24 protein-coding genes and 1 pseudogene are annotated in these 26556 nt (G+C 63.7%); 10 read left to right on the top strand and 15 right to left on the bottom strand.

The annotated features are described in order from the left end of the window. A partial coding sequence (locus CR105_RS21790; protein ID WP_370660699.1) for a substrate-binding domain-containing protein occupies window positions 1-334 on the bottom strand: 334 nt, incomplete at its 3' end. A gap of 252 nt (window positions 335-586) precedes the next feature. On the opposite strand from CR105_RS21790, the gene ppk1 reads away from it, so the two are divergent. Then, window positions 587-2674, top strand: coding sequence for a polyphosphate kinase 1 (gene ppk1, locus CR105_RS21785; protein WP_099792132.1), 2088 nt, complete (start codon window positions 587-589; stop codon window positions 2672-2674). A 9-nt stretch (window positions 2675-2683) separates the two neighbouring features. Beyond that, a complete protein-coding gene (locus tag CR105_RS21780) occupies window positions 2684-3142 on the top strand; it encodes a SixA phosphatase family protein (RefSeq protein ID WP_099792130.1) in 459 nt (152 codons plus the stop codon). Between the two features lie 295 nt (window positions 3143-3437). Here CR105_RS21780 and CR105_RS21775 read toward each other — a convergent pair whose 3' ends face one another. The 3 genes from CR105_RS21775 to alr form a co-directional block, all read right to left on the bottom strand. Continuing rightward, window positions 3438-3755, bottom strand: coding sequence for a PilZ domain-containing protein (locus CR105_RS21775; protein ID WP_099792149.1), 318 nt, complete (start codon window positions 3753-3755; stop codon window positions 3438-3440). A 63-nt stretch (window positions 3756-3818) separates the two neighbouring features. Continuing rightward, on the bottom strand, window positions 3819-5195 hold the full coding sequence (radA, locus tag CR105_RS21770) for a DNA repair protein RadA (protein ID WP_099792128.1): 1377 nt from the start codon (window positions 5193-5195) through the stop codon (window positions 3819-3821). 46 nt (window positions 5196-5241) lie between these two features. Beyond that, the gene (alr, locus tag CR105_RS21765) at window positions 5242-6348 is read right to left on the bottom strand and encodes an alanine racemase (protein WP_099792126.1); all 1107 of its coding nucleotides are present in this window, start codon (window positions 6346-6348) and stop codon (window positions 5242-5244) included. A 130-nt stretch (window positions 6349-6478) separates the two neighbouring features. Between alr and lplT the strand changes: the two genes are divergently transcribed. Beyond that, a complete protein-coding gene (gene lplT / locus CR105_RS21760) occupies window positions 6479-7741 on the top strand; it encodes a lysophospholipid transporter LplT (RefSeq protein WP_099792124.1) in 1263 nt (420 codons plus the stop codon). Window positions 7742-7746: 5 nt separating this feature from the next. Here the strand turns inward: lplT and CR105_RS21755 are convergent, their stop codons facing one another. The 7 genes from CR105_RS21755 to CR105_RS21730 all read right to left on the bottom strand — a co-directional run bounded on the left by CR105_RS21755 (window position 7747) and on the right by CR105_RS21730 (window position 12962). Next, window positions 7747-8697 (bottom strand): DUF1853 family protein, encoded by a 951-nt coding sequence (locus CR105_RS21755; RefSeq protein WP_099792122.1) that lies wholly within the window; start codon window positions 8695-8697, stop codon window positions 7747-7749. Next, entirely contained in the window at window positions 8681-9511 is an 831-nt protein-coding gene (locus tag CR105_RS21750; RefSeq protein ID WP_099792120.1) for a uracil-DNA glycosylase, read from the bottom strand. Before CR105_RS21750 ends, CR105_RS21755 begins: the two co-directional genes overlap by 17 nt. Further along, window positions 9508-9984, bottom strand: coding sequence for a ribosomal protein S18-alanine N-acetyltransferase (gene rimI, locus CR105_RS21745; RefSeq protein ID WP_099792118.1), 477 nt, complete (start codon window positions 9982-9984; stop codon window positions 9508-9510). Before rimI ends, CR105_RS21750 begins: the two co-directional genes overlap by 4 nt. Then, window positions 9981-10691, bottom strand: coding sequence for a tRNA (adenosine(37)-N6)-threonylcarbamoyltransferase complex dimerization subunit type 1 TsaB (gene tsaB, locus CR105_RS21740; RefSeq protein WP_099792116.1), 711 nt, complete (start codon window positions 10689-10691; stop codon window positions 9981-9983). The genes rimI and tsaB overlap by 4 nt, the downstream gene beginning before the upstream one ends. 459 nt (window positions 10692-11150) lie before the next feature. Further along, window positions 11151-11468: a hypothetical protein gene (locus tag CR105_RS27940; RefSeq protein ID WP_131021761.1), complete on the bottom strand. Its 318-nt coding sequence runs from the start codon at window positions 11466-11468 to the stop codon at window positions 11151-11153. A 391-nt stretch (window positions 11469-11859) separates the two neighbouring features. Next, window positions 11860-12639 (bottom strand): SDR family oxidoreductase, encoded by a 780-nt coding sequence (locus CR105_RS21735; protein WP_099792114.1) that lies wholly within the window; start codon window positions 12637-12639, stop codon window positions 11860-11862. Further along, the gene (locus CR105_RS21730; protein ID WP_099792112.1) at window positions 12636-12962 is read right to left on the bottom strand and encodes a nuclear transport factor 2 family protein; all 327 of its coding nucleotides are present in this window, start codon (window positions 12960-12962) and stop codon (window positions 12636-12638) included. Before CR105_RS21730 ends, CR105_RS21735 begins: the two co-directional genes overlap by 4 nt. Window positions 12963-13065: 103 nt before the next feature. On the opposite strand from CR105_RS21730, the pseudogene CR105_RS29060 reads away from it, so the two are divergent. Together CR105_RS29060 and CR105_RS21720 are read left to right on the top strand one after the other, a co-directional pair. Next, window positions 13066-14010 (top strand): annotated as a pseudogene (locus tag CR105_RS29060) (LysR family transcriptional regulator). Window positions 14011-14020: 10 nt separating this feature from the next. Beyond that, on the top strand, window positions 14021-14443 hold the full coding sequence (locus CR105_RS21720) for a thioredoxin family protein (protein ID WP_099792147.1): 423 nt from the start codon (window positions 14021-14023) through the stop codon (window positions 14441-14443). 3 nt (window positions 14444-14446) lie between these two features. Here the strand turns inward: CR105_RS21720 and CR105_RS21715 are convergent, their stop codons facing one another. Next, window positions 14447-16729: a xanthine dehydrogenase family protein molybdopterin-binding subunit gene (locus tag CR105_RS21715; RefSeq protein WP_099792110.1), complete on the bottom strand. Its 2283-nt coding sequence runs from the start codon at window positions 16727-16729 to the stop codon at window positions 14447-14449. Beyond that, window positions 16729-19845, bottom strand: a complete 3117-nt coding sequence (locus tag CR105_RS21710) for a bifunctional diguanylate cyclase/phosphodiesterase (RefSeq protein WP_099792108.1) — start codon at window positions 19843-19845, stop codon at window positions 16729-16731. Before CR105_RS21710 ends, CR105_RS21715 begins: the two co-directional genes overlap by 1 nt. Window positions 19846-20078: 233 nt before the next feature. Between CR105_RS21710 and CR105_RS21705 the strand changes: the two genes are divergently transcribed. Next, window positions 20079-20585, top strand: coding sequence for a DUF1993 domain-containing protein (locus CR105_RS21705; protein ID WP_099792106.1), 507 nt, complete (start codon window positions 20079-20081; stop codon window positions 20583-20585). A 30-nt stretch (window positions 20586-20615) separates the two neighbouring features. On the opposite strand, the gene CR105_RS21700 is transcribed toward CR105_RS21705, so the two are convergent. Beyond that, window positions 20616-20828: a DUF1289 domain-containing protein gene (locus tag CR105_RS21700; protein ID WP_099792104.1), complete on the bottom strand. Its 213-nt coding sequence runs from the start codon at window positions 20826-20828 to the stop codon at window positions 20616-20618. Beyond that, window positions 20809-21378, bottom strand: coding sequence for a DUF1415 domain-containing protein (locus CR105_RS21695; protein ID WP_099792102.1), 570 nt, complete (start codon window positions 21376-21378; stop codon window positions 20809-20811). Before CR105_RS21695 ends, CR105_RS21700 begins: the two co-directional genes overlap by 20 nt. 454 nt (window positions 21379-21832) lie before the next feature. Here CR105_RS21695 and CR105_RS21690 point away from each other — a divergent pair, with 454 nt between their 5' ends. From CR105_RS21690 to CR105_RS21675, 4 genes are all read left to right on the top strand, one after another. Then, window positions 21833-23212, top strand: a complete 1380-nt coding sequence (locus tag CR105_RS21690; RefSeq protein ID WP_099792100.1) for a transglycosylase SLT domain-containing protein — start codon at window positions 21833-21835, stop codon at window positions 23210-23212. A 395-nt stretch (window positions 23213-23607) separates the two neighbouring features. After that, window positions 23608-25005, top strand: coding sequence for a DEAD/DEAH box helicase (locus tag CR105_RS21685; RefSeq protein ID WP_099792098.1), 1398 nt, complete (start codon window positions 23608-23610; stop codon window positions 25003-25005). A gap of 187 nt (window positions 25006-25192) precedes the next feature. Next, window positions 25193-26002, top strand: a complete 810-nt coding sequence (locus CR105_RS21680; protein WP_099792096.1) for a hypothetical protein — start codon at window positions 25193-25195, stop codon at window positions 26000-26002. A 143-nt stretch (window positions 26003-26145) separates the two neighbouring features. Further along, window positions 26146-26544 (top strand): GFA family protein, encoded by a 399-nt coding sequence (locus CR105_RS21675; RefSeq protein WP_099792094.1) that lies wholly within the window; start codon window positions 26146-26148, stop codon window positions 26542-26544. Window positions 26545-26556 lie beyond the last annotated feature (12 nt).

Genomic DNA, 26556 nt, shown 5'->3' with positions numbered 1-26556 from the left:
CGGTCAGCTTCATCTGGCCAGGCGTCACGCCCGGCAGGTTCACCACCATCACCACGCCGCCCATGACGGCCGGGAACTGGACCAGGCCTTCGGCGGCCAGCTCTTCTGCCTTGAGCGGCATGTCGGAGGCGCCAAAGTCGACCGTCTTGGCCTTGATCTGCTTGATGCCGGCGCCGGAGCCGACCGACTGGTAGTTCAGGCCGTTGCCGGTGCTCTTCTTGTACATCTCCGCCCATTTGGCGTAGATCGGATAGGGAAAGGTTGCGCCTGCGCCGGTCATGTCGGCCGCCAGCGTCGCGCTGGAGGTCAGAATTGCGGAAGTGCCGATGATCATCGAGGCGAGCAGCTGTTTGATACGCATGTCAATTCCTTTAAGAGGTGTGGCGGTGATTGCTGCGCAGTCTATCCGGGAATTGTGACACGTTTATGACACGGGCCGCCAGCGTGAAATATTTCGAGTTTCTTCTGCGTGATACTCTGGCGTAACTGGGTTTGATGGCGCACGATTGCGCTGTCCGGTCATGCCACTGTCACAATTCCTTATTAGGATAAAGTAACTGTAATAATCGAGATCTCCCTAGCCAAGATGACAACAAAAAACGCGCTGCACGCAGAATCGCCGAAAGCCGCCGTGTTCCTGGACCGCGAGGAGTCGCAGCTCCAGTTCAACCGCCGTGTGCTGGCGCAGGCCGAGGACAAGCGCCTGCCGCTGCTCGAGCGGCTGCGTTACCTGTGCATCGTGAGCAACAATCTGGACGAATTTTTCGAAGTGCGCGTCGCCAGCCTGCTGGCGCAAGGCGCGCTGCACAACGATCCGGCGCTCGAGGCCACGCTCGGGCGCATCAGCCGCGAGTGCCACGCGCTCGTCAAGCACCAGTACGACATCCTCAACACCGAAGTGCTGCCGCAGCTGCGCGCCAAGGGCGTGCACCTGGTGCGTCACACCGACCGCAACGAAGCGCAGCGCGCCTGGGTCAAGCAGTATTTCGAGCAGGAAGTGCGCCCGCTGCTGACGCCGATCGGGCTCGACCCGGCCCATCCGTTCCCGCAGGTGGTCAACAAGAGCCTCAACTTCATCGTCTCGCTGTCCGGCAAGGACGCGTTCGGCCGCGGCACCGCGATCGCCATCGTCAAGGCGCCGCGCGTACTGCCGCGCGTGATCCGCCTGCCCGACCACCTGGCCAAAGGCGGCGGCGCGTCCTTCTGCCTGCTGTCGTCGGTGATCCACTCGCACATCGAGGACATGTTTACCGGACGCGACGTGATCGCCTACTCGCAGTTCCGCGTCACCCGCGACAGCGACCTGTGGGTCGACGAGGACGAAGTGAAAAACCTGCGGCACGCGCTCAAGGGCGAGTTGCAAGGCCGCCAGTTCGGCACTTCGGTGCGGCTGGAAGTGGCGAAGAACTGCCCGCCCGAGCTGTCCGATTTTCTGCTGGCCCAGTTCTGCCTCGACCCGAGCCGACTGTACGCGGTCGACGGCCCGGTCAACCTGGTGCGCCTGGCCGAGCTGATCGACGAAGTGCGCCAGCCGGCCCTGCGCTTCGATCCTTTCATCGCCGGCATGCCGGCCAAGACGGCCAACCTCAGCATTTTCGAGCAGATCCGCAAGCACGACATTCTGCTGCACCACCCGTTCCAGTCGTTCCAGACGGTGATCGATTTCATCTGCGTGGCCGCCAGCGACCCGCACGTGGTGGCGATCAAGCAGACGATCTATCGCACCGGCATGAATTCTGAGCTGATGGAAGCGTTGATGACGGCGGCCCGCTCGGGCAAGGAAGTGACCGTCATCGTCGAGCTGATGGCGCGCTTCGACGAGGAGGCCAACATCAACTGGGCCGACAAGCTCGAGCAGGCCGGCGCCCAGGTCGTGTACGGCGTGGTCGGCCTGAAAACGCACGCCAAGGCGGCGCTGGTGATCCGGCGCGAGCCCGACGGCCTGCAATACTACGCCCACCTCGGCACCGGCAACTATCACCTGACCACCACCAGGCTATACACCGACTTTGGCCTCTTGACGGCCAATCCGAAGATGGGCGAGGACGTCAACGAGGTGTTCATCCACCTGACCAGCCTGACCAAGCCGCACAAGCTGAACCACCTGTGGCTGGCGCCGTTCGCGCTGCAGGCCGAGATCATCAAGGCGATCCGCAACGAGGCGCGGCTGGCCAAGTCGGGGCGGCCGGGGCGCATCATCGTCAAGATCAACGCGCTGGTGGACGAATCGGTGGTCCGCGCGCTGTATGCGGCCTCGGCCGACGGCGTCAAGATCGACCTGATCGTGCGCGGCGCGTGCATCCTGCGCCCGGGCGTGCCGGGGCTGTCGGAGAATATCAAGGTACGCTCGGTGATCGGGCGTTTTCTCGAGCACAGCCGCATCTACTATTTCCGCAACGACCTGGCGCACGATGTGTACCTGGCCAGCGCCGACTGGATGACGCGCAACCTGTTTCGCCGCGTCGAGGTGGCGTTCCCGGTGCTCGACAAGGCGCTCAAGCGGCGCGTCATCGCCGAAGGGTTGAACCCCTACCTGAAAGACAACTCGAACGCGTGGGAGCTCGACGCCAACGGCCACTATCACCGGCGCAAGGCGCGCGGCAAGCAGCTCGAATTTTCGGCGCAGCGTCACCTGATGGATTTACTTGGATTGAAAGACGGCAGTAACGCATAGGAGAACGGCATGGATCTGATCTTGTGGCGGCATGCGGAAGCGGAAGAAGGCGACCCGGACATGGAGCGCGTGTTGACGGCGAAGGGCCAGAAGCAGGCGCGGCGCATGGCCGACTGGCTCGATGCGCAGTTGCCGGACGCCTGCAAGATCCTGGTCAGCCCTGCCCTGCGCACCTTGCAGACGGTGGCGCCGCTGGGGCGCAAGTTCAAGATGGCGGCGGAACTGGCGCCCGGCGCCGGCCCGCACGACGTGCTGCGCGCGGCGAACTGGCCCAATGGCAAGGAACCGGTGTTGATCGTGGGGCACCAGCCGACCCTGGGCCAGGCGGCCGCGCTGATCGTCGCCGGCCGCCCGCAGCCGTGGGAGATCAAGAAAGGCGCGCTGTGGTGGATCGCGCAGCGCGACCCGAAAGACCCGGACAGCCTGTACCTGAAGGCGGTGATGTCGCCCGACATGATTGTAAAATAAAGGCCCGCCCGATCCTTGTAAATACACGCATGCCTGCTAGATTTCAAGAGGCGTCACAAGGGAAAGGAGCCGGGAATTTATGTTAGATTTCCTCATTATGGCCATGCTGGGCGGCATGGCCGGACTGGTCCTGTTTGAGATAGTGTCTGAAGTGCGCGGCGGGTCCAAACGCTTGCAGGACCGGTATCACGAGTAGCAAACTCAACAATCGGCGCCCAAGGCGCCGTTTTTTGATCGAGGCGTGACGATCACGCGAGGATGACGTATCGGGCGGTGGCCCGTCAGCCGGCGCTGCTCAGCGCATGTACTTTGCCAGCAAGGTCATCGCCGCCAGGTCGAGGCTGAGGAACTGAAAGCCGATCTTGTATTCGCCATTGCTGAAGATGCAGTACAGCGCCTTCGAGCGCGTCCGGATCGTGTGCAGCTTGCCTTCCAGCGACACCTCGAAGCTGAGCGCGCACTCGCCGACTGGCATCGGCTGTGGATACGTCAGGCACAGGCCGTTGCCGCCGACATCGACCGTGCGCGCAGCGAGCGGCGCGGCGCCGTCGAAAGTGACCAGCGCGCGGGCCTTCAATACCTTGCGCGGCGACGTACGTTGTTCGTTAAACACGAGGAATCCATAAGCTGCCAATATTAGACAACATTATATCTGCAACATGGTTTCCCTTAGGCATCAGTCAAGCTCGCGCAGCTTGTTGAACGCTTCGTCGATACGTTCGACGGCGACGATCGTCATGCCTTCGATCTTCTGCTTCGGCGCATTCGATTTCGGGATCATGGCGATCGAGAAACCGAGCTTGGCCGCTTCGCGCAGGCGCTCCTGGCCGCGCGGCGCCGGGCGAATTTCGCCGGCCAGGCCGACTTCGCCAAACACCACCAGTCCGCGCGGCAAGGCCTTGTTGCGCATCGACGAGTTAATCGCCAGCAGCACCGCCAGGTCGGCCGCCGGCTCGGTAATCTTGACGCCCCCCACCGCGTTGATGAACACGTCCTGGTCGAAGGCGGCGATGCCGGCGTGGCGGTGCAGCACCGCCAGCAGCATCGCCAGCCGGTTCTGCTCGAGGCCGACCGACAGCCGGCGCGCATTCGGCAGGTGGCTGGTGTCGACCAGCGCCTGGATCTCCACCAGCAGCGGGCGCGTGCCTTCCTGCGTCACCATCACCACCGAGCCCGGCACCGCGCTGTCGTGGCTCGACAAGAACAGCGCCGACGGGTTCGACACGCCCTTCAGCCCCTTCTCGCTCATGGCGAAAACGCCGAGCTCGTTGATGGCGCCGAAGCGGTTCTTGATGGCGCGCACCAGGCGAAAGCTCGACTGGGTGTCGCCCTCGAAATACAGCACCGTGTCGACGATGTGTTCGAGCACGCGCGGGCCGGCCAGCGCGCCCTCTTTCGTTACGTGGCCGACCAGGATGATGGTCACGCCGGTCTGCTTGGCGACCCGGGTCAGCTGGGCGGCGCATTCGCGCACCTGCGCCACCGAGCCGGGGGCCGAGCTGAGGGCGTCGGAATACACCGTCTGGATCGAGTCGATGACCGCCACGTCGGGCTTCAGGTCGGCCAGCGTGCCGAGAATTTTCTCGAGCTGGATTTCGGCCTGCAGCTTGAGCGACGTGGCCTCGACGCCGAGGCGGCGCGCGCGCAGCGCGATCTGGGCGCCGGACTCCTCGCCGCTGACGTACAGCGTGCTCTTCGATTGCGAGATGTTCGCCAGCGCCTGCAGCAGCAAGGTCGACTTGCCGATGCCGGGGTCGCCGCCGATCAGCACCACGCCGCCGGCCACCAGGCCGCCGCCGAGCACGCGGTCGAATTCCTCGATGCCGGTGCCGAAGCGCGGCACGTCGACCGCCTCGATGTCGGCCAGCGACAGCACCGGCGCGGTCTGCGCCAAGCTGCGGTGGACCGGGTTCGACAGGCGGTTCACGCCCGGTGTTTCGACCACCGTCTCGACCAGCGTGTTCCACGCATGGCAGGCCGGGCACTGGCCGGTCCATTTGTTGCTGATGCCGCCGCATTCGCTGCAGGTGTAGTTCGTTTTTGCTTTGGCCATGATCCGTCCGACAGCGTCGGGTTAAGGTAAGTAGTTCTGTTATCGCTTACGCCGGCTGGCCCATCGGGCCTTCGTGCACGCGCACCCGCGGCGCCAGCGCGCACATCAGTTCATAGCCGATCGTGCCGGCCGCCGTCGCCACTTCGTCGATCGGCAGCCCGTCGCCCCACAGCACCACCGTGCTGCCGACGCGCGCATTCGGGATCGGCGCCAAGTCGACCGTCATCATGTCCATCGATACGCGCCCGATCAGGCTGGTGCGCACGCCGTCGACCAGCACCGGCGTGCCGTGCGGGGCGTGGCGCGGATAGCCGTCGGCGTAACCGCAGGCGACCACGCCGACCGTGGTCGGGCCGGCCGCCTGGAAGCGGCTGCCGTAGCCGACCGTGTCGCCGGCCACTAACTGCTGGATGCCGATCACGGCCGAGGCCAGCGTCATCGTCGGGCGCAGCTTGTAATCGTCGGCAGTGCGCACGCCGGGGGTGCCGCCGTACAGCATCACGCCGGGACGCACCCAGTCGTTCGACAGTTCGGCGGCCAGCTCGGCCTGCTGCAGTACGCCGCCCGAATTGGACAGGCTGCGCTCGCCGGCCAGACCCTCGGCGCCGATCTGAAAGCGGCGCACCTGCTCGCGCACCGTCAGCAGCGGGTGCTCGAGCTCGTCGGCGTTGGCAAAGTGGGTCATCAAGGTGATGTTGCGGATGCCGGGAATCGCCCGCAACCGGGCGTGCGCGGCGGCATACTCGGTCGGCATGAAGCCGAGCCGGTTCATGCCGGTGTTCATTTTCAGGTGCACGTCGATCGGACTCGTCAGCCGGGTGTACTCGAGCATCTTGATCTGCTCGATGCAGTGGATGGCGCTGTTGAAGTTATATTCCGGCAGCAGCGGAATGTCGGCCGCCTCGAAAAAACCTTCGAGCAGCATGATCGGCTTGGTCCAGCCCAGTTCGCGCAGGCGCACCGCGTTTTCGGTTTCGATCAGCGCCAGGCCGTCGGCGTCGGCAAAGCCGCGCAGGCCACGCTCGAGCCCGTGGCCGTACGCGTTCGCCTTGACCACCGCCCACACCTTCGCGTCCGGCGCGCAGCCGCGCGCACGCGCCAGATTGTGCCGCATGGAATCGAGGTGAATGGTTGCGCTCAGCGGCCTTGGCATAGGGGAAATTGGGAAGAAGATATGAAGCAGGTATTTTACCGGACGAAGCCCCGCCTGCACTGCTGATTTCTTTGGCTTCCGGATCATTCATGGTATAAAGCAACCCAGACCAGACTTTAGAACTACTCGAATGAATCGTGGTTTTTACACCATTATGGCGGCGCAGTTTTTTTCGTCGCTGGCAGACAACGCCCTGTTCTTTGTGGCGATCAGCCTGCTAACTGCGATGAATGCACCGCCGTCGCTGACGCCGCTGCTGAAATTGTCGTTCGTGCTGTTCTACGTGTTGCTGGCCGCGTTCGTCGGCGCCTTCGCCGATGCACTGCCGAAAGGCAAGGTGATGTTCATCGCCAACCTGATCAAGATCTTCGGCTGCATTCTCATTTTTTTCCTCGTCCACCCGCTGCTGGCCTACGCCGTGGTTGGCTTCGGCGCGGCCGTGTATTCGCCGGCCAAGTACGGCATCCTCACCGAGCTGCTGCCGCCTGAAAAACTGGTCGCCGCCAACGGCTGGATCGAAGGCCTGACGGTGACCTCGATCATCCTCGGCACCGTAATGGGCGGCTCGCTGGTGGCCGCGCGCTCGTCGACTTTCCTGCTCGGCTTCGACGTGCCGCTGATCGACACCGGCATCGACACGCCGACCGAGGCGGCGCTGTGCGTGGTGATGGGTCTGTACCTGCTGGCGACCGTGTTCAACCTGTACATCCCCGACACCGGCGCCAAGTACGCGCCGCCGGAGCGCAACCCGATCAAGCTGATCGCCGACTTTGCCGAATGCTCGGCGACGCTGTGGAAGGACAAGCTGGGCCAGATTTCGCTGGCCGTGACGACGCTGTTCTGGGGCGCCGGCGCGACCTTGCAGCTGATCGTGCTGAAATGGGCCGAAAAGTCGCTCAACCTGCCGTATGAAAAAGCCACCACTTTAGTTGGCGTCGTCGCCGTCGGCATCGCGCTCGGCGCGGCGGCGTCGGCGCGCATCATCCCGCTGAAAAAATCGCTGACCGTGATCCCGCTCGGTATCGCCATGGGCGTCATCGTCATGATCATGCCGCTGGTGACGTCGGTGAACCTGGCCTACCCGCTGTTGATCCTGATCGGCATCCTTTCAGGCTTTTTCGTCGTGCCGATGAACGCGCTGCTGCAGCACCGCGGCCACGTCCTGATGAGCGCCGGCCACTCGATCGCGGTGCAGAACTTCAACGAGAACCTGTCGATCCTGACGATGCTGGCGATGTACGCGATCATGATCTCGATGAACCTCGACCTGAACGTCATCATCGTGCTGTTTGGTTTGTCGGTCGCAGGCACCATGTGGGCCATCAAGCGCCGGCACGCCGCCAACCAGGCCGTCCACGATTCGCTCGCGCTGATCGGCGAGCACAAACACTAGGCGCGTTAAGCGCTTCCAGCCTGGCGCTGCGCTGCACGCGCGCGCCAGTCGTCCGGCACCACGAAGCCGCGCGCCGTTTCCACCATCGCCCCATCCTGTTCGCGCAGCGCCGCCACCAGCACCGGCGCCTTTGCCGTTTCGAATTCAAGCGCCAATGCGGCCTGCAAGGCGTGCGAGGTCAATGCGTCGGCGCCGGCTTCGGTTCGATATGGCGCCAGCCACTGCAAGCGCGGCAGCACCACCCACGCTTGTTCCTCGAGCGCGCCGACATCGGCCAGCGCACACCAGAACCCGCGGCAGTGCAGCTGCGCGATGCCGTCCATCGGCGCGGCACTGCCGGCCGGGTAGAACAGCCACCCCTTGACCAGCGCGCGTGCGCGCAGCACGGGTCGCGGCAGCAGCGCCTGCGCCGCCGGATGGGACGCCAGCACCAGCTGCTTGTCGACGATCTTGCGCATCTTCTTGCCCAGGCTGTCGGCCAGGTTGGGACCGACAAAGGTATCGAAGCGCGACGCGGCCGCCCCTTCCAGCAGGTAGAACTTGGTGGCGAATTCGATATGTTCGACGCCATCCGGACCGGCGTCGAGCAGGAAGTCGAATTCGCCGACCGTGTCGTTGCGGGCAGCGCGCACCTGCAGGCCGTGGGCGACCAGCTGGCCGTGCTGCTGGTAGTAGAACGCCATCAGTTTTTCGGCGTACAGGCCGAGGCGCGTGTAGACTTTTTCGCCAAGCGCCGCGTCCAGCGCGGCGGGGTCGCGGTCCAGCTGCGCCAGCCAGTCGCCCACGCCGGCGATAACTGACTGCGGCGCGGCGATTTTTCCTTCCCAGTGCGGGTCGTCAGGATCGAGCAAGCCTGGTGCGTCGAGCAGCCAGGCCAGTGCGCGCACGTGCGGTCGCGCCAGGTGGCCCCAGCGGCGCGCGAACTGCGCCTGGTAGTTGTCAGTCGGTGCGGACATTGGCGGACTTCGCCAGGCAGAGGTCGGCCCACGCCAGCGCCTTGTCGGCGCCGCGGCGCAGCAGTTCGCCGGGGTGCAAGGTCGCGACGAGCGGCACGCCGTTCAGCTGGTGCACGCTGCCGCGGGCGCCGGCCAGCGGCTCCTGCAGCGGCTTGCCGAGCAAGGCGTTGGCGGCGATCTGGCCCATCGTCAGCACGGTGCCGGCGCCGCACAGCGCCAGCTCGCGCTCGAGGAACGGCCGGCACGCAAGCGTCTCGTCGGCAGTAGGCGCTCGGTCGCCGCCGGTGGCCGTCGCCGGACGGCACTTGACCAGGTTGGTGACATACACGTTCTCGTCGCGCGAGAGCTGTACCGCCGCCAGCATGTTCGCCAGCAGCTTGCCGGGGTCGCCCGCCAGCGGCTGGCGTTCCTGTTCGTCGGCCGCAGTAGTGGCGCCGGCGGCGACCATCCACACCGCCGCGCGGGCGCCGTTGCCGAGCACCGCCTTGCGGCCGTCCTTGCAGCCGCAGCGCGCACACGCGCCGATCGCCGCGTTCAGCGCGCGCCAGTCCATGCGGGCGATTTCTTCTTCGGTGGGCGGTGGCGGCGGCGGCGATTCGCCCCAGGCCGAATCGATCTTGCTGCCTGGCGCCGGCGCCGGCGACGGCATCGGCTGCGAGTACGCGGCCGGCGCGGGTACCGGCGCTGGTGCGGCCACTACGGCGGGGGCCTCCATCACAGCCTCGGGTGCGGGCTCGCTGCCACGCGCGCTCCACAGCGGCGTGATGCCCATCTCGGCCAGGAAGGCCGCGCTGCGGTTGGAAATGCCGCTCATAGTTCAAACCTCATCACGATGGCGTCCTCGCGTTGTCCGTTGTGGGCCGGGTAGTATGCCTTGCGCCGCCCGATTTCGACGAAGCCGTAGCGCAGGTAGATCTTCAGCGCGCGCAGGTTCGATGGACGCACTTCCAGCAGCACCGATCCGGCGCCGAGGCCGCGCGCGCAGGCGGCCACCTTGTCGAGCAAATACAGGCCGAGTCCCTGGCCCTGGCGATTGGCCGCGACCGACACGTTCAGCAGATGGGCCTCGTCGACGGCAGCCATCAGCAGGAAGTAGCCGGCCAGTTCGCCGTGATCGCGCAGCACCCACGCGTTGTAGCCGGCGTTGAGCGAATCGGCGAAATTACCGCGGCTCCACGGATGCGGATAAACGGTCAGTTCGAGCGCGTACACCTCGTCCAGGTCGGCCGCCGTCATCGGCGCGTAGTCGAAGCGGTCGAATGCGGCGATGTGCTGCGCTGCCGTCATGCGGCGGCCTTGGCGGCGTTGATCACCACGCGCTCGGCGCTGGTGAAGGCGATCTTGTTGCGCAGGTAAAGCGGCTGCGCCTCGGCCGGCGAGACCGTGCGTCCCGCGGCCAGTTCGACGCGCGCCAGTTGCGCCACCTGGCTGGCGTGCGGCATCACGTCGGTCAATGCGGCGGCGGCGAAATCGCGACCGGCAAACGCTTCGGGGTAGGCCGAAAAGCCGTTGCCGCAGGCGGCCAGCGGCGCGGCAGTGGCGACCGGCGCCACGTCGCCTGGCGCGCACAGCGCCGGTTCCGACACTGTGTGCCAGCCATCGGCGTAGCGGTACTGGGCCCAGTAGACTTCGCCCATGCGCGCGTCGAGCACCGCCAGCACTTCGTTGGCGCCGGTCTGTTCGCGGCAGGCCTGCGCCATGGCCGGCAGCGTCACGATCGGCACCACCGGCAGGCCGGCGCCGTAGGCCAGGCCCTGGGCGATGCCGCAAGCGGTGCGCACGCCGGTGAACGAACCGGGGCCGGAGCCGAAGGCGATGGCGTCGCAGTCGCGCAGGGCGATGCCGGCTTCGGCCAGCAGTTCCTGCACCATCGGCAGGATCGATTGCGAGTGGGTGCGCACGCCAGACGAGGAGCGTGCCAGCAGCGTATCGCCGCTCAGCAGCGCACAGGATGCCAGTTCGGACGAGGTTTCAATGGCGAGAATTTTAGGCATACCTACATTTTAACCCGGCGTGGTCCGGTTGCATCAGTCCCGCCGTTGCCCGAATGTCAGCGCTGGCCGTATCGCCGCGAACTGGGGAGTCGTCGTCGTGCCCCCATTGGCGAACCCGACTTCCCGCGCAGGAGACGCCCCTACCACCCGTGATCAGACGTGGTACGGATTTCCGTCTGCGCGGAAGTCCGTTTTGCCCAGGCAAGGGGCGGATTAAGACAAACCTTAGTCGTGTTTGTTCTGGTGAAATATGTCCCGAAAAACCGCATATTGCCCAATAGCTATCCCGACAAATCCCAGTGTGATTCCCAAGACTCCCAAAATGAAGCCAGACAACGCAACGATAGTAGAATCAAACAGATACCAACCAGCCATATTAACTAGAAATCCGCAAAGGGTGATACCCATGCCTACTAATGGCACCCTGAATGATCTGAGTGTATTGTCGAATTTTCATTGTCATCCTTTTGTCGGACACATATCCGTACGCGCGCGCCGCACTAGGTGTGCAATTTCAATCGGAGTGTTGATTGGGCCAAGCGCCAAAAGGGCTTCACTTGTTGGAAGTTTAATCTTCAGCTTACGCAGCATTTCAAGGATCAAGTCCTCGTCTAGCTCCTCTTCTGCAATGCCATAAACCCAGTCCAGTTTATCTTCCGGATATGGCGAAAAACCGGCAACATTGATCCAGCCTGCCAGTTCAGCATGAACTAGCCAAGCTGCCTCCTCATCTCCTCCCGCCGCGACTATCCGTCGCACGAATTCGATTGCTTCCATTGGAGGCCTCTGTTTCGATAGACGGCGTTGTCGCAAACTGACCGGTAACGCGACAATTGCCTGTAAATAGCCATGCCCCATATTAATCTCCGCTCGACGTGCAAGTTGCGATCATAACCGCCTCGCTAGCCAGTATGCCCTAACTTGGCCACGGGTCAGTACCGGTAGAAAATGGGGTCAGACCCGTTCGTTCTTCGGACTCCGCTGCCTTTCGACGAATAACAATGGGGTCTGACCCTGTTTTCCAGGAAACGCCGATGCCTTGAACAAGAATACGTCTACTCCGGGTGAGCTCGATCGAACCGGCCCGGTCTTGCCGTCCGCACTACCATCGCGGGTTGATGCGAGGCAGAATCGAAGCATCGGAAATACCCGGTTTGAGATCATTGGGCTAGACAGTCGGGATGGTCTCGCCATCAATCACGAACTCGGCGCCGTGGATCGATGCGGCCAGCGGCGACAGGAGAAAGGCCACCAGCTCGGCGACCTCCTCGGGCGTCCCCGGACGGCCGATCGGGATGCCGCCCAGGGACGCCATCAGTACTTGCCTGGCGTCGTCTTCGCTGCTTTGCCGATGCTCCGCCATCCGCTTGACGAGCGCCTGCGCGGCAGTGGTTTCGATGAAGCCCGGTGCGACGCTGTTGACGCGGACGCCGCGCGGGCCGAACTCATTGGCCAGCGATTTGCTGTAATTGGCAAGCGCGGCCTTGGCAGCGGCATAAGCGACGGTCGATTCGAACAAGGGCAGGCGCCGCTGGATCGACGTGATGTGGACGATTGCGCCGGCGCCTCTTTCGACCATGGCCGGCAGCAATGCGCGGTCGAGCCGCACGGCCGACATCAGGTTGACCTGAATCGCCGCATCCCACATGGCATCGGTCAGCGCCAGGGCTCCACCGCCGGGCGCCGACGAACCGCCTACATTGTTGACCAGGAAATCGACATGGCCGAATTCGCGTTTCACGACGTCGGCGACGCGTTCCGTACCGTCCGCACTCGCCACGTCCGCTTCGACATAGCGCACTCCCGCAAGTGGCTCCATCGGCAGGCTGCGCGCCGTCGTGATCACGGTCGCGCCCGAGCGCACCAGACTTCGGACAATCGCCTCGCCCATGCCCTTGGTGCCCCCGGTCACGAGCGCGTGCTTGCCCTTGAATGGATAAGCGTTCATGGCTTGATCTCCAGCGATTGGATGCGCCCCGACTCGAGCAGAAAGTGGAAGTGCAGCGTAATCGGACTGCCGGGGAATTGTCCGCTAACAGTGGCTTTCAACTTCTGCCTGCCGTCGGCTTCTTCCAGGCCGGAAGGCTCGATCGTGGACTGATAGAGATCGCCGGTGTGCCGGGCCCACGCTTCGATTTCGGCACGGCCGCGCCGCACGTTTCCTTCGTCGAAGAGCGTGCCGTCAGCGTTGAAGCAAGCGGCAAGGCGTTCTGGCGCACGGGCGTTCGCCGCCTCGACGTAGCCTGCAATGGCTTGGGGTAGTTCGTTCATGTCAACCTCCTCGATGTGAGAAGGTAGTGTAGAGTCGCACATCATGAAGAAAAACTACCCCAGTGGACATGCTTTATGAACCAACGGTTTAAAGTAAGCTGATATGAGTTCGCTCGATCTGATTCGACTTTTCCTGGCAGTGGCCAATGAGCGTAGCTTTACGCAGGCCGCCAGGCGGCTGGACATCACCCCGACCGCGGTCAGCAAGGGGGTGCGCGCGCTGGAGAAAAAGCACGGGGTCGCGCTATTTGTCCGAACGACCCGCAGCGTATCGATGACAGATGCCGGCAACAGCCTGCTGGCTGCCCTCAAGCCGGCAGTTGGCCAGATCGACGATGCGTTCAGCGAGCTCGCGCGCTTCCAGAGCTGGCCGGCCGGTCATCTGCGGCTCACGGCGCCGCGCAGCTTCGGCTTTCTGTTGGCCCGCTCTCTGGTGCCGCGCATGCGGGCAGCCTATCCCGACATCACCATCGACCTGTCGCTCGACGATGGCCTGGTCGACGTGATTGAGCAAGGGTACGACGCCGGCATCCGGCTGGGACAGTCGATCGCACTGGATATGGTGGCGATCCGCCTCAGCCGGCCACTGTCATGGTCGATCGTGTCGGCGCCCGGCTACTTCGAGCAATGGGGCATGCCGGAGCGGCCAGCCGACTTGCTGCGCCATTAAACGCTGCGCTACCGCTTCTCCACCTCAACCCGCCTGCCGCCGTGGCGGCTGGTCGGCCCCGACGGCGAGCTGCTGCTCGACACGGACGCGCTCCTCACCGCCAACGATACGCAAATGCTCGCCGAGTGGGCCCGCCAGGGCCTGGGACTGGCTTACCTTCCAGACCTCGAAACCGAAGCACAAGTGCGCAGCGGAGCCTTGGTACGGGTGTTGACCCAGTTCGTCCCGGAGACGTCGGGCCTGTTCCTCTACTTCCCCATGCGCGCCCAACACCAGCCAAAGATGCGCGCGCTGATCGAGCAAGTCTCGATGCTTGGCAACGAAGGCGCGCTCGATGTCAGCTGCGCTGGATCGATGAACAATTCGCGGCCGATGTAGAATGCCACTCATGCTTAGCCTCACTCTCGACAACGACAACCGCACCGCCATCGCCGCGGCGCTCGCCGGCGACCGCTGGACGGTGGCCTGCCTGTGCGCCGGCTGGTGCGGCACGTGCACCACTTACCGCGCCACGTTCGAACAATTGGCCGCGCGCCACCCGGACAAGCACTTCGTCTGGGTCGACATCGAAGACCAGGCCGACGTCGTCGGCGAGCTCGATGTCGAGAACTTCCCTACCCTGCTAGTTCAGCGCGGAGATACCGTCGCGTTCTTCGGCACCGTGCTGCCGGATGCCTCGCTGGCCGAACGGCTGCTGGCGGCGCAAGTGGCGCACACCGGCGAGGAACTCGAACGCCTGTCGGCCAGCTCCGAGGAACGGCGCCGCTGGCAGCGCGAGTGCAACCTGCGCGCCCTGCTGCTGGCTTCGTAAAGATTACGCCAGCCGCAACGGCAGGCTGCGCAGCCGCTGCCCGGTCAGCACGAACAGCGCATTCGCCACCGCCGGCGCGATCGGCGGCGTGCCCGGCTCGCCCACGCCTTCCGGCGGCTCGGCGCTGGCGATGATGATCGTCTCCACCTGCGGCGCCTGCGCCATCCTCAGCACACGGTAATCGTGAAAATTGGTCTGCTCGACGCGGCCATCCTTGATGGTGATCTCCCCGGACAGCGCGGCCGACAAGCCAAACAGCACCGCCGACTCCATCTGCTGCCGGATGATGTTCGGGTTGACGGCGATGCCGCAGTCGATCGCGCACACCACCCGGTGCACGCGGATATCCATTCCCTCGATCGACACTTCGGCCACCTGGGCGACGATGCTGCCGAACGACTGGTGTACCGCAACGCCATGCGCGCGTCCGGCCGGCGCGCTGCCGGCAGCGGCCAGCGCGGCATCGAGCACCGCCAGGTGGCGCGGGCGCTTGGCCAGCAGGGCGCGGCGGAATGCGGCGCCGTCCTGGCCGGCGGCATGCGCCAGCTCGTCGATGAAGCTTTCCTTGAAAAACGCGTTGTGCGAATGGCCGACCGAGCGCCAGTAGCCGATCGGCACAACGCTGTCGGCGATCACGTGCGCCACGCGCTGGTTGGCGATCTCGTACTGCATGTCGTACTCGCCTTCGGCGGTGGTCTTGTCCGGCCCGAAGCCGGGCAAACCGAGTGTGCGCGGGAAGTACTGGTGGCCGATCGATCCGCTGACCGACTTGTTGTCGTAGGCGACGATGCGGCCGGCCGCGTCCAGGCTGCCGGCAAAGCGAGCCAGCGCCGCCGGGCGATAGACGTCGTGCGTCATGTCGTCCTCGCGCGACCAGATCAGCTGCACCGGCCGGCCGGCGGCGCTGGTGCTTGCCGCCACCGCCACCGCCTGCGCCACCATGTCGATTTCGAGCCGGCGGCCAAAGCCCCCGCCGATCAGCATGACGTCGATCGATACGTATTCGCGCCCGACGCCGGCCACCTTGGCGGCGATGTCGACGGCGATGCTCGGCACCTGCGTCGACGCCCACAGCTGCGCCTTGCCGTCGCTGACCTGGGCGGTGCAGTTGACCGGCTCCATCGTCGCATGCGCCAGGAACGGCGCGCGGTATTCGGCGCGCACAGTCCTGGCGGCGCCCTTCGCGCCATCCTGGTTGCCCGACTGGTGATACACCCAGCCGGCGTCGTCGTCGAGCCGCTCGGCGAAGTCCTTGAAGATGGCGGCGCTCGACAGCCTGGCAGCGTCGCCGTCGTCCCACACGATGGTCAGCGCCGCGGCGGCCTGCTTGGCCGCCCACCAGGTCGTCGCGATCACCGCCATGCCGGCGCCGGCGCCGCTGCGCTTGCCGAGCGCCGCCGAAAAATCGACCACGCCGATCACGCCCTGGCGCTGCATGACGGCGGCGGCATCATACGAGGCCACACGCCCGCCGATCACCGGCGACATCCGCACGGCGGCGTACAGCAAACCAGGCGGGCGTGCGTCGATGCCGAACGTGGCGCTGCCGTCGACCTTCGATTGCGAATCGCGCCGCGGCTGCGCGGTGCCGATCAGCTTGAAATCCTTCGGCTGCTTCAGGCGCACGTCGGCCGCTTCGATGCGCGCGCCCTCGCCGGCCGCCTTGGCCAGGCTGGCGTACGAGGCGCGCTTGCCGGACGCGTGGATGACAAAGCCGGCGTCGGTGCGGCACTCCGCGGCCGGCACGCGCCATTCGGCGGCGGCGGCGGCCACCAGCATCGCGCGCGCCGCGGCGCCGGCTTCGCGCATCGGCCCCCACGCATCCTTGACGCTGGTCGAGCCGCCGGTAAACATGATGCCCAGTTCGCGCGACACTTTACCGAGCATCCACTGGGCGCCGTCGCGGGTGCTGCCACGTTCGTCCGGGTGGAACGGCAGCACGTCGCGCAGCATCGCCACGTTGGAAAAGATCTTGTCGATCGGCGCCTGCACCACACGCACCATCGACAGCGGCACGTCGAGTTCTTCGGCCAGCAGCATCGGCAGCGCGGTGTGCACGCCCTGCCCCATCTCGCTGCGCGGCACCACCACCGACACGCTGCCGTTGGTGCCGATCGCGACCCAGCCATTGAGCGCGACGGCGCCGTCTTTAACGGGCAGCGGCCGCGCGCTGTACAGGCGCTGACGCAGCGGCATGAAGCCCCAGCCGACCACCAGCGCGGCGCCGCCGGCCAGGCCGCCGAGCAGGAAGCGACGGCGCGACAGCTTTGCGGCGCGGCCGGTCATCAGCGCCAGCGCTCCAGGATGACGCTGGCCAGCTCGGGCCGACTGTACAGGTAGCCCTGCGCCTGGTTGCAGCCGTGGCGCAGCAGGAAGGCCGCCTGGTCCTCCGTCTCGACGCCTTCGGCGATGACCGACAGGTTCAGGCTCTTGCCAAGCTGGATGATGGCGATGGCGATCGCCTCGTCGTTGCTGTCGGTCGAGATGTCCTTGATGAAGCTGCGGTCGATCTTCAGCGTCTGCACCGGCAGCTGCTTGAGGTAGGCCAGCGACGAATATCCGGTGCCGAAATCGTCGATCGCGAGGCCGACGCCGATCGCGTGCAGGTCGTTGATGAACACCAGCGCGTCGCCGGTATTCATGATCACCGACTCGGTCACTTCGAGCTGCAGGCGGTGCGGTTCGAGCCCGGTCTCCTTCAAAATCTCGGCGACCATGCAGACGATGCTGCCGCGCTCGAACTGCTTGACCGACAGGTTGACGGCGATCTTCGGCACGTACAGGCCGGCGTCCTGCCAGCGGATCATCTGGCGGCACGATTCGTACAGCACCCACTTGCCGAGCTGGTTGATGAAGCCGGTGTCCTCGGCCAGCGGGATGAAGCGCACCGGCGCCACCAGGCCCAGTTCCGGATTGTCCCAGCGCACCAGCGCCTCGACGCCGATCAGGCGACCGCTGTCGACTTCGACCTGCGGCTGGTAATTGAGGAAGATCTCGTCCTTCTCGATCGAGCGGCGCAGCATCGTCTCCAGGCGCAGCCGCTCGACGCCTTCGCCGGTCATCGACGGCGCGTAGAACTGGAAGCCGTTGCGCCCGCGCGCCTTGGCCTGGTACATCGCCACGTCGGCGTTCCGGATCAGCATGTTCAGGTCGGTGGCGTCCTGCGGATAGACGCTGATGCCGACGCTGCCGGTGACGAACAGCTCGTAGTCGGCGACCATGAACGGCTGCTCGAACATCGACACGAGCTTGCCGGCGACGTGGCCGGCGCCGGCCTGGCCGTCGATGTTTTCGAGCAGGACGATGAATTCGTCGCCGCCCAGGCGCGCCAAGGTGTCGCCTTCGCGCAGCTCGCCGGCCAGCGCAATGGCTACCTGCTTGAGCAGCTCGTCGCCGACGTGGTGGCCGAGCGTGTCGTTGACGTTCTTGAAGCGGTCCAGGTCGATGAACAGGATCGCCAGCTGCTCCTTGTCGCGCCCGGCGCGCTGCAGCGCGTGCTGCAGGCGGTCGTGAAACAGCAGCCGGTTCGGCAGCGCCGTCAGCGGATCGTGGTGGGCCATGTGATCGAGCTTGTCCTGCGATTCCTTGACCTTGGTGATGTCGCTGAAGACGGCCACGTAATGGGTGATTTCGCCGTGGTTGTCGCGCACCGCGGAGACGGTCAGCCACTCCAGGTACAACTCGCCGTTCTTGCGCATGTTCCACACTTCGCCGCGCCAGAAACCGTTTTCGCGCAGGTCTTCCCACATCTCGAGGTAGAACGAGATGTCGTGGCGCGACGAACGCGTCAGCATCGAATCCTGGCCGATCGCCTCGATCTCGATGTAGCCGGTGATCTGGGTAAAGGCCGGATTGATGGCGACGATGCGGCCGTTGACGTCGATGACCATCACGCCGTCGGCGATGTGTTCGAGCACGGTGGCCGACAGGCGCAGCTTTTCCTCGGCCAGCTTGCGCTCGGTGACGTCGGCGAACACCCAGATGCTGCCGTCCTCCGGGCGCTGCGGGTCGAGCGCGTAGCCGCTGGCCAGGCACCAGACGGTGCTGCCGTCGCTGCGCAGGTACTGGCGCTCCTCGGTGAAGTATTTGCCGTCGGCCAGCGTGGCGTACTGATGGCTGCCCGACTCCTCGAACTCCTGCTCCGACGTAAACAGCAACGCCATCGAGGCGCCGGTCAGCTGGCCGCTTGTGTAGCCGAACAGCTCCTCGCAGCGGCGGTTGACCGACACCACGCGGCGCCGGCGCAGGAACATCACGCCGAACATCACGTTGTCGAGAATGGCGCTCTGCTCGGCGAGCAGGCCCTCGATGCGCACCTGGTCGTGTTTGCGCTCGCTGATGTCCGACAGGATACCGTCGATCCACAGCACGGCGCCGTCCGGGCCGACCAGCGGCTGGCCCTTTTCGTCGACCCAGCGCTCGGTGCCGAGCGCGTCGATGATGCGGTACTCGACCTGGTACGGCAGGCCGGCGGCGATCGCCTCGCGCACGACGCGGCGCTGCATGCGGCGGTCGTCCGGCGCGATCAGGTCGGTCCACGCCTCGACGCTGCCGCGCATGACCCACGCCGCCGGATAGCCGCTGATGTCGGCGATGGCGTCGCTGACGAAATCGATGACGCCGTCCGGACGCACGCGAAACACCGCGCCCGGCACCTGCGTGACGATGGTGCGAAAGCGCTCCTCGCGCCGGCCGATGTCTTCGAACAGGTGGCGAATCGCCACCCGCATCTGCTCCATCTGGCTGCTCAGGCGTCCCAGTTCGTCGCTGCCGTGCAGTTCGAGCGGGGTTTCGAAGTCGCCGCGCGAGAGGCGGTCGGAAAAGCCGGTCAGCGTGCGCAATGGCGACAGCAGGCGCTTGTTGAGGAACAGGACGATCAGCAGCAGCGAGATGGCCAGCTGGCCGGCCAGCACCAGCGCGTAGTTCGATTGCTTGCGCAGCAGTTCCTGCCGGCTGCGCACGTCGTCCATCTCGACTTCGACGGTGCCGATGCGCTCGCCGCGCACGAGGATGTCGCGCACGGTGTGGTAGACGGTGCCTTCGGCCGGCCGCGGCGAGCGGATCGACATGAAGCCGGGATCGGCCTGGCCGGTCACTTTAATGAGCAGCACCGCCGGGTCGCGCATGACCGACTCGCCGAGCGAGCGGGCCGATTCGGCGTTCATGTTCCACAGCGACTCCTGCATGCCGAGCGCGAGGATGTCGGCGTTGCGCTGCAGCGCGTCGTCGAGCTTGCTGCGGGCGGCCTTCTTTTCCTGCACGCCGATCAGCAGGTAGCTGCCCACCGTGGCGGGCAGCACCAGGCCGCCCACTACCACCAGCAGCAGCGCCCCGTAGATAGAAGACAATCCGTACAGCTGGCCTAGCCTGGCGGGCAATCGGCGAAAGGCCGCTTTAAGCATTCAGTTGAAACTCAAACATGGGCACGCATCATCCCGACATCACGCCAGGGCCTTTGAACGGGTTAGTTACAGCTCAGAAAATTTCTTGATTGTAATTATCAAGCATATTAACTGCCAAGTCACCAACTAGCGCGGGTCATGGGCGAAAGCGAGACACGGCGACAATATCGGCCCGACGAGCAGGAATGGCCCCACCTTGCTATGATCGCTGCACTTTTCTCAGGGGGATCCTCATGACGTTTTCTATGTACTCGGCATCGGTGCCGGTTTTCAAACAAATTCTCAACAGCCTGGCGGCGATCATCGACAAGGCCGAAGCGCACGCCGCCGAGAAGAAGATCGAGCCGGCCGCGCTGCTGCAGGCACGCCTGTTTCCCGACATGTTCCCGTTCATCCGCCAGATCCAGGTCGCGGCCGACTTCGCCAAGGGCGCGGCGGCGCGGCTGGCCGGCGCCGAGGTGCCGAAGTATGAAGACACCGAGCAGTCGTTTGCCGACTTAAAGGAGCGCATCGCCAGGACGGTCGCGTTCATCGACAGCTTGGCGCAGGACGGCATCGAAGCGAGCGCGCAGCGCGACATCACCACCGGCAGCGGCGAAAAGGCCAAGCAGTGGAAAGGCCAGGTCTACCTGATGCACTACGCGCTGCCGCACTTCTTCTTCCATTCGACGACGGCGTACGACATCCTGCGCCATAACGGCGTGGAAGTGGGCAAGAAGGATTTCATCGGCAGTTTTTAAGGGGCGATTCGCCCTGGTCGCTTACTTGTTTTACTTGTTCCTGCGCGGGTAGCCCTGCGACAGGATGCGCTGCCACACGAGTTCCTTCTGCAGCTCGCTCATCGACACCCAGTGCGCCACCTCGACGACGGTGCGTCCGCAACCGCGGCACACCTCGTCGAACGTGGTCGAGCAGACCGCGACACAGGGCGTGTCCGGCCGACCTGGCGCGGCGGCCATCAGCTCACCTGGCGGGACCGACATCGAGCGCGTCCCAGCCTTCATGGCCCAGCTTTTCCATCGTTTCCATGTTTTTCTCGAAGATCTGCTCCGCTTCGGGGAACGCCTCGACCGCGCGGTCGATGCTCTCCTCGCGCAGCAGGTGCAGGATCGGATACGGCGCCCGGTTGGTGTAGTTGGCGATGTCGTTGATGTCGCTATCGGCAAACTGGTACTGCGGGTGGAAGCTGGCGACCTGGATCTCGCCGTCGAGCTGCATGTCTTCCACGGCGGCGTCGGCAACGTCGAGGAACTCGTTGTAGTCAAGGAAATCGGTCAGCACGAACGGATGGATCAGCAAGGTCGTGTCGATCTCTTCCGGCTCGGTGTCGGACAGGTTTTGCAGCTCTTCCATCAGTTGCTCGAGCAAGGCTTCCGGCGTGGTGGCGCTGGAGACGACGTAACGCACCTGCTTTTTGACATGCACGGCTTTGGCAAACGGACACAGGTTCAGGCCGATGACGGCTTTTTCCAGCCAGTTTTCGGTAGCGGCGATGATCTGGTCGTCGTCGGCGTTGATATTAGCGGTGCTCATGGTGGTGCTTTCAGGTTAGCGGCGCATCGCGCCATACGCAAATTGTACGGCAACGGCGCCGCCAGCTGCTACCGGCGCCGAATACGTGATCAGTTCGACAATGTCCAGCATCAAAATATATCAGCCAAAAGTCGGCATAGATATTAGCAATTTGGTATTGGTCAAGTTACCAGCTCGCAAATGATGAATTAGCGCAAGAAGCCTCATCCGGGATGCCCGCTCATATAGTAGAGATAGCGAACATACTCCCCCGGTGTATGCACTCGCCGTACTGCGCAGAAACGTCCATACTCCCGGCAAATTCTGTTTATATAATTGAAATAAGTGGCGGAAAAAGTTGCCAATAAATTGTGTAACTCGTTTGAGTAAACGCTTGACTGATCAGTAAACTGGTCCGTACACTCCGAACTCATTCATCGTCAGTCCAAAACACCGGGCGTCACAATGGAAGCCTATGCAAAACCTGACCCGCAACACCGTTTCGTTGGCAGCACTGGCATGTTTGCTTGCCCCCGCCATTTCCCAGGCGAACGATTACTCGACCGAAACGCCAACGCAGGCGTACGGCGCTGTTGCGGCCAAGCCAGCGACCGCGCTGTCGGCCTTCAAGACTGACGAACTGAAGGAATCGAACGTGTGGGGCCGCATTCGCAGCGGCTACGCCATTCCCGATATCGACAACGCGCTGGTGAGCAAGCATGTCACCTGGTACAGCACCCGTCCCGATCACATCGCCCGCACCTCGGCGCGCGCCTCGCGTTACATGTTCCACATCGTGCAGGAACTCGAAAAGCGCAACATGCCGACCGAACTGGCGCTGCTGCCGATCATCGAGTCCGCCTTCAATCCGCAAGCCTATTCAAGCGCCAACGCGTCGGGCATGTGGCAGTTCGTGCCGGGTACCGGCAAGGACTACAACCTGAAGCAGAACATGTTCAAGGACGAGCGCCGCGGCGTGCTGGCCTCGACCGATGCTGCCCTGTCCTACCTGCAAAAGCTGTACGGCATGTTCGGTGACTGGCAACTGGCGCTGGCCGCCTACAACTGGGGCGAAGGCAACGTCCAGAAGGCGATCAAGAAAAACCAGTCGCTCGGCAAGCCGACCGATTTCGAAAGCCTGGCTGAACTGATGCCGGCCGAGACGCGCAACTACGTGCCGAAGCTGCAGGCAGTCAAGAACATCATCGCCAACCCGGCCCAGTACGGCGTGGCGCTGCCGGCCATCGACAACCAGGCGTATTTCACCACTGTCGACAAGACCAGCGACATCGACCTGACCATCGCGGCCCAGCTGGCCGAGCTGTCGATCGACGAGTTCAAGGCGCTCAACCCGCAGTTCAACCGCCCGGTCATCACCGGCGGCGAGCAGACCAAGATTTTGCTGCCGAAAGAGAACGCGGCCAAGTTCACCACTAACCTGGCGACCTGGGGCAACAAGCTGTCGACCTGGACGACGCACAAGATCACCGGCGCCAAGGAAAGCATCGCCAGCCTGGCGTCGCGCTTCGGCACCACGCCCGATGTCATCCGCCAGGCCAACAACATTCCGGCGCGGTCCGGCGTGAAGGCCGGCTCGACCATCCTGGTGCCGAAGATCTCGACGTCGTCGAACACCGACATCGCCGAGCACATCGTCGACAACGCCGTGCTCGCCCTGGAAGCCGAACGCACCGTGCGCGCCGGCAAGCGCAGTTCGCGCAACGAGCCGATGAGCGGCGCGCAGAAGCTGAAAGCACGTGCAGCAAACGCCGTCGCTGAAATCAAGAGCCGCGTCACCGGCAAGCGCGCCAAGACCATGGTTGCCGAGCCGAAGACCCGCAAGCGCGCCGGCTGACCAGCGCCTGGCACGACACAAGCGGACGGCATGCCGTCCGTTTTTTTATTGCTGCGCTGAATCAAGAACGCCAGCAGATAGCCGCACACGCACAGTGAAAGTACTGTATAGTGTCGTTTGTGCGCTGCAATACGATTCGCCGGCAAGTCCAGGCGATGGCAGTTAAAGCAGTTACAAGAAGTAAACACGCAGCTTCGCAAGCCCAGGGCGTATCGATCCGATACCCCTCAATAAAGCCCTCCCGCCTTGTGTGTCGCACCTGACACCGTCCCGGCGCAAAGCTTTTGTGCCGAAATTTCTTTCATTTCTGAGTCATTTCGTTTGTGGTTGGCGTTGCTATATTGCGCTCTGAGCATCAGCTCGGGCGCTGATCTCTACCGAAAGAAAAGAAAACAATGAGTTTTGAAGCATTAGGCCTACACGAATCGATCGTCAAAGCAGTAACCGAAGCCGGTTACACCATTCCTACGCCTGTCCAGGCGCAAGCTGTACCTGCGGCCATCGAAGGCCGTGACCTGCTGGTCTCGTCGCAGACCGGTTCCGGCAAGACCGCGGCATTCATGCTGCCGGCGCTGCACAAATTCGCTGTGGCCGAGCAATCGCCTGCGGCCAAAACCGCCGCCCAGGAAGCGCAGTCGGCGCGCGCCCGTGGCGAGCGTCCACGTTTCAAGGCTGCCCAGCCGAAAATGCTGGTGCTGACCCCGACCCGCGAGCTGGCACTGCAAGTGACCGCCGCGACCGAAAAATACGGCACCGGCATCCGCCGCATCAAGGCCGTGTCGATCCTGGGCGGCATGCCTTACCCGAAACAGATGCAACTGCTGGCACGCAACCCGGAAATCCTGGTCGCTACCCCAGGCCGCCTGATCGACCACATGGAATCGGGCAAGATCGATTTCTCGGAACTCGAAGTGCTGGTGCTCGACGAAGCTGACCGCATGCTCGACATGGGTTTCATCGACGATATCGAGAAGATCATTGCAGCGACGCCGGCGAACCGCCAGACGATGCTGTTCTCGGCCACGCTTGACGGCATGGTCGGCAACATGGCGCGCCGCATCACGAAGGACCCGATGGTCATTCAGATCGCCAGCTCGTCTAGCCGCCACGACAACATCTCGCAGCGCGTTCACTTCGTCGACGACCTGTCGCACAAGAATCGCCTGCTCGATCACCTGCTGCGCGACGAGACGCTCGACCAGGCTGTTGTGTTCACCGCTACCAAGCGCGACGCCGACACCATCGCCGACCGCCTGAACATCGCCGGTTTCTCGGCCGCCGCACTGCATGGCGACATGCACCAGGGCGCGCGTAACCGTACGCTGGACAGCCTGCGCCGCGGCCAGGTCAAGGTGCTGGTTGCCACCGACGTTGCCGCTCGCGGTATCGACGTGCCGAACATCACCCACGTGTTCAACTACGATCTGCCGAAGTTCCCGGAAGACTACGTCCACCGCATCGGCCGTACCGGTCGCGCCGGCCGTAACGGCCTGGCAATTTCGCTGGTGAACCATGCCGAAGGCATGAACGTCAAGCGGATCGAGCGCTTCACCAAGCAACTGATTCCGGTGAATGTGGTCGAAGGCTTCGAGCCTAAGCGCACCGCTTCGGCGCCGCGTTCGGCAGCACGTCCAGGCGGCTGGAAGCCGGGCGACAACCGCGCGGCAGCAGCCAAGCCGGGCCAGCGTACCTTCAGCAAGCCGAACGCACCGCGCAGCGGCGAAGGCGGCGGCTACAAAGGTTCGAACCCACGCTCGACCGACGGCGCCCGTCGCTCGTACGGCGAGCGTTAATCGACTTGATCGATGAAAAACGGCTACTTCGGTAGCCGTTTTTTTTGGCTATGTCACCAGGAAATGAAGTCTTGAAGCAGTCAGTACAACTGATATCGCTGCATTGTCAAACGCGCCAGCGAAGATATTTCTTGTTAGAAACTAACATTTCACGGAAAATAACGGATCCTCCCTTGCCCATAAACACATGAACAACAAGATCTTCGCAGCATTTGCCCTGGCCACCAGCGTCGCCTGCAACTTCCACTCGGTGGCCCACGCCGCCGACGCCCCGCAGGCTGCGATTTACACCGACAGCTACTTCGAGTCGCAGAAGATCGCGCCGATTACGTATAAAAACCTGGTAGTGGCACACCTCTCGGCACGCTATCGGGCGAATGCAACGAACGACAAGAATTTTTCAACCGAGCTGGAAAATTTCTTAGGCTATACGATGCCTGATTTCAACCGGGTGTATCACGCGCGAAAGCTCAGTGGCATGCGGACCGAATCGGAGTCCGACGATTCGATCATTGCGAAATACCGTCCACAGGTGATGGGGGCGTCGCCGACGTCTGAAGTGTATCTCGACGTCACGCTCGCGGTGAAAATCGTCAGCCAGGGGCGGCTGGTCAACGAATACGATGTCAACGCGAACGGCCTCGGCGCCACTTTTGACATCGATGCCTATCCAATCGAGTCCGGCGCGCAATTCGCCAACGACGACCATGCAACGCGTATCACGTTCAATCCGGCGAAATACAAGATTACCGTTCCTTACGCCAAAGCCGATTTCCAGCGCGCGGTGTACGACGCGGTCAGCAACAGCCGCCCGCTGACAAAATCGTACCGGGCACGCCTGGTATTAAAAATTACCGGCTGCGAGCGCAACCAGCAATCCGGGTTTCGCGGGGCGGTGGTTTGTACTCCCGAGCTCACCAGTTACCAATTGTTCGACAGCGTGGACGTGCGTGCCGACCGCCTGATGAAGACGGCCACGATTCGCCTGGAGCGCTGAAAGAACGCGTCCGCCACAGGGCGTGCACTTACGCGACGCGCGACGAGACCTTGCTCGGCCCGCTTTTTTCGCCCATGCCATGCGGGCTTGTTAATTCAACAACAAGCTGCTAGAGTCGTCCCCTTGCAAACAAGGGGGATTCGATGAAGACGTATCGGGGAAGTTGTCACTGCGGCGCCGTCCGGTTCGAGGCGGACATCGACGTCGGCGCGGGCACGATCCGCTGCAATTGCTCGATCTCCTCGAAATTGCGGCTGTGGTCCGCGGTGGTTCAACTGCCATCATTCCGCCTGCTGGCGGGAGAAGTCGAGATGACGAATTACACTTTTAACACGAGAACAGATCAGCATCCGTTCTGCAAGCACTGTGGCGTGCATGCATTCGGTGCCGGCAAATCTCCGCGCTGGGGAAACTTTTTCGCAGTCAACGTCGCATGCCTCGACGATATCTCCATCGATGAACTGGTTGCCGCGCCCATCAGCTATCTGGACGGGCGCGACGACAACTGGCACATGCCGCCGGCCGAAACGCGCCACCTGTAGCAGCGCATTACG

The sequence above is a fragment of the Massilia eurypsychrophila genome (assembly GCF_002760655.1).
Lineage (GTDB): Bacteria > Pseudomonadota > Gammaproteobacteria > Burkholderiales > Burkholderiaceae_D > JAFCUW01.
The sequence above is the reverse complement of the archived record's forward strand: the minus strand, read 5'-3'. Positions and strand labels throughout refer to the sequence as shown.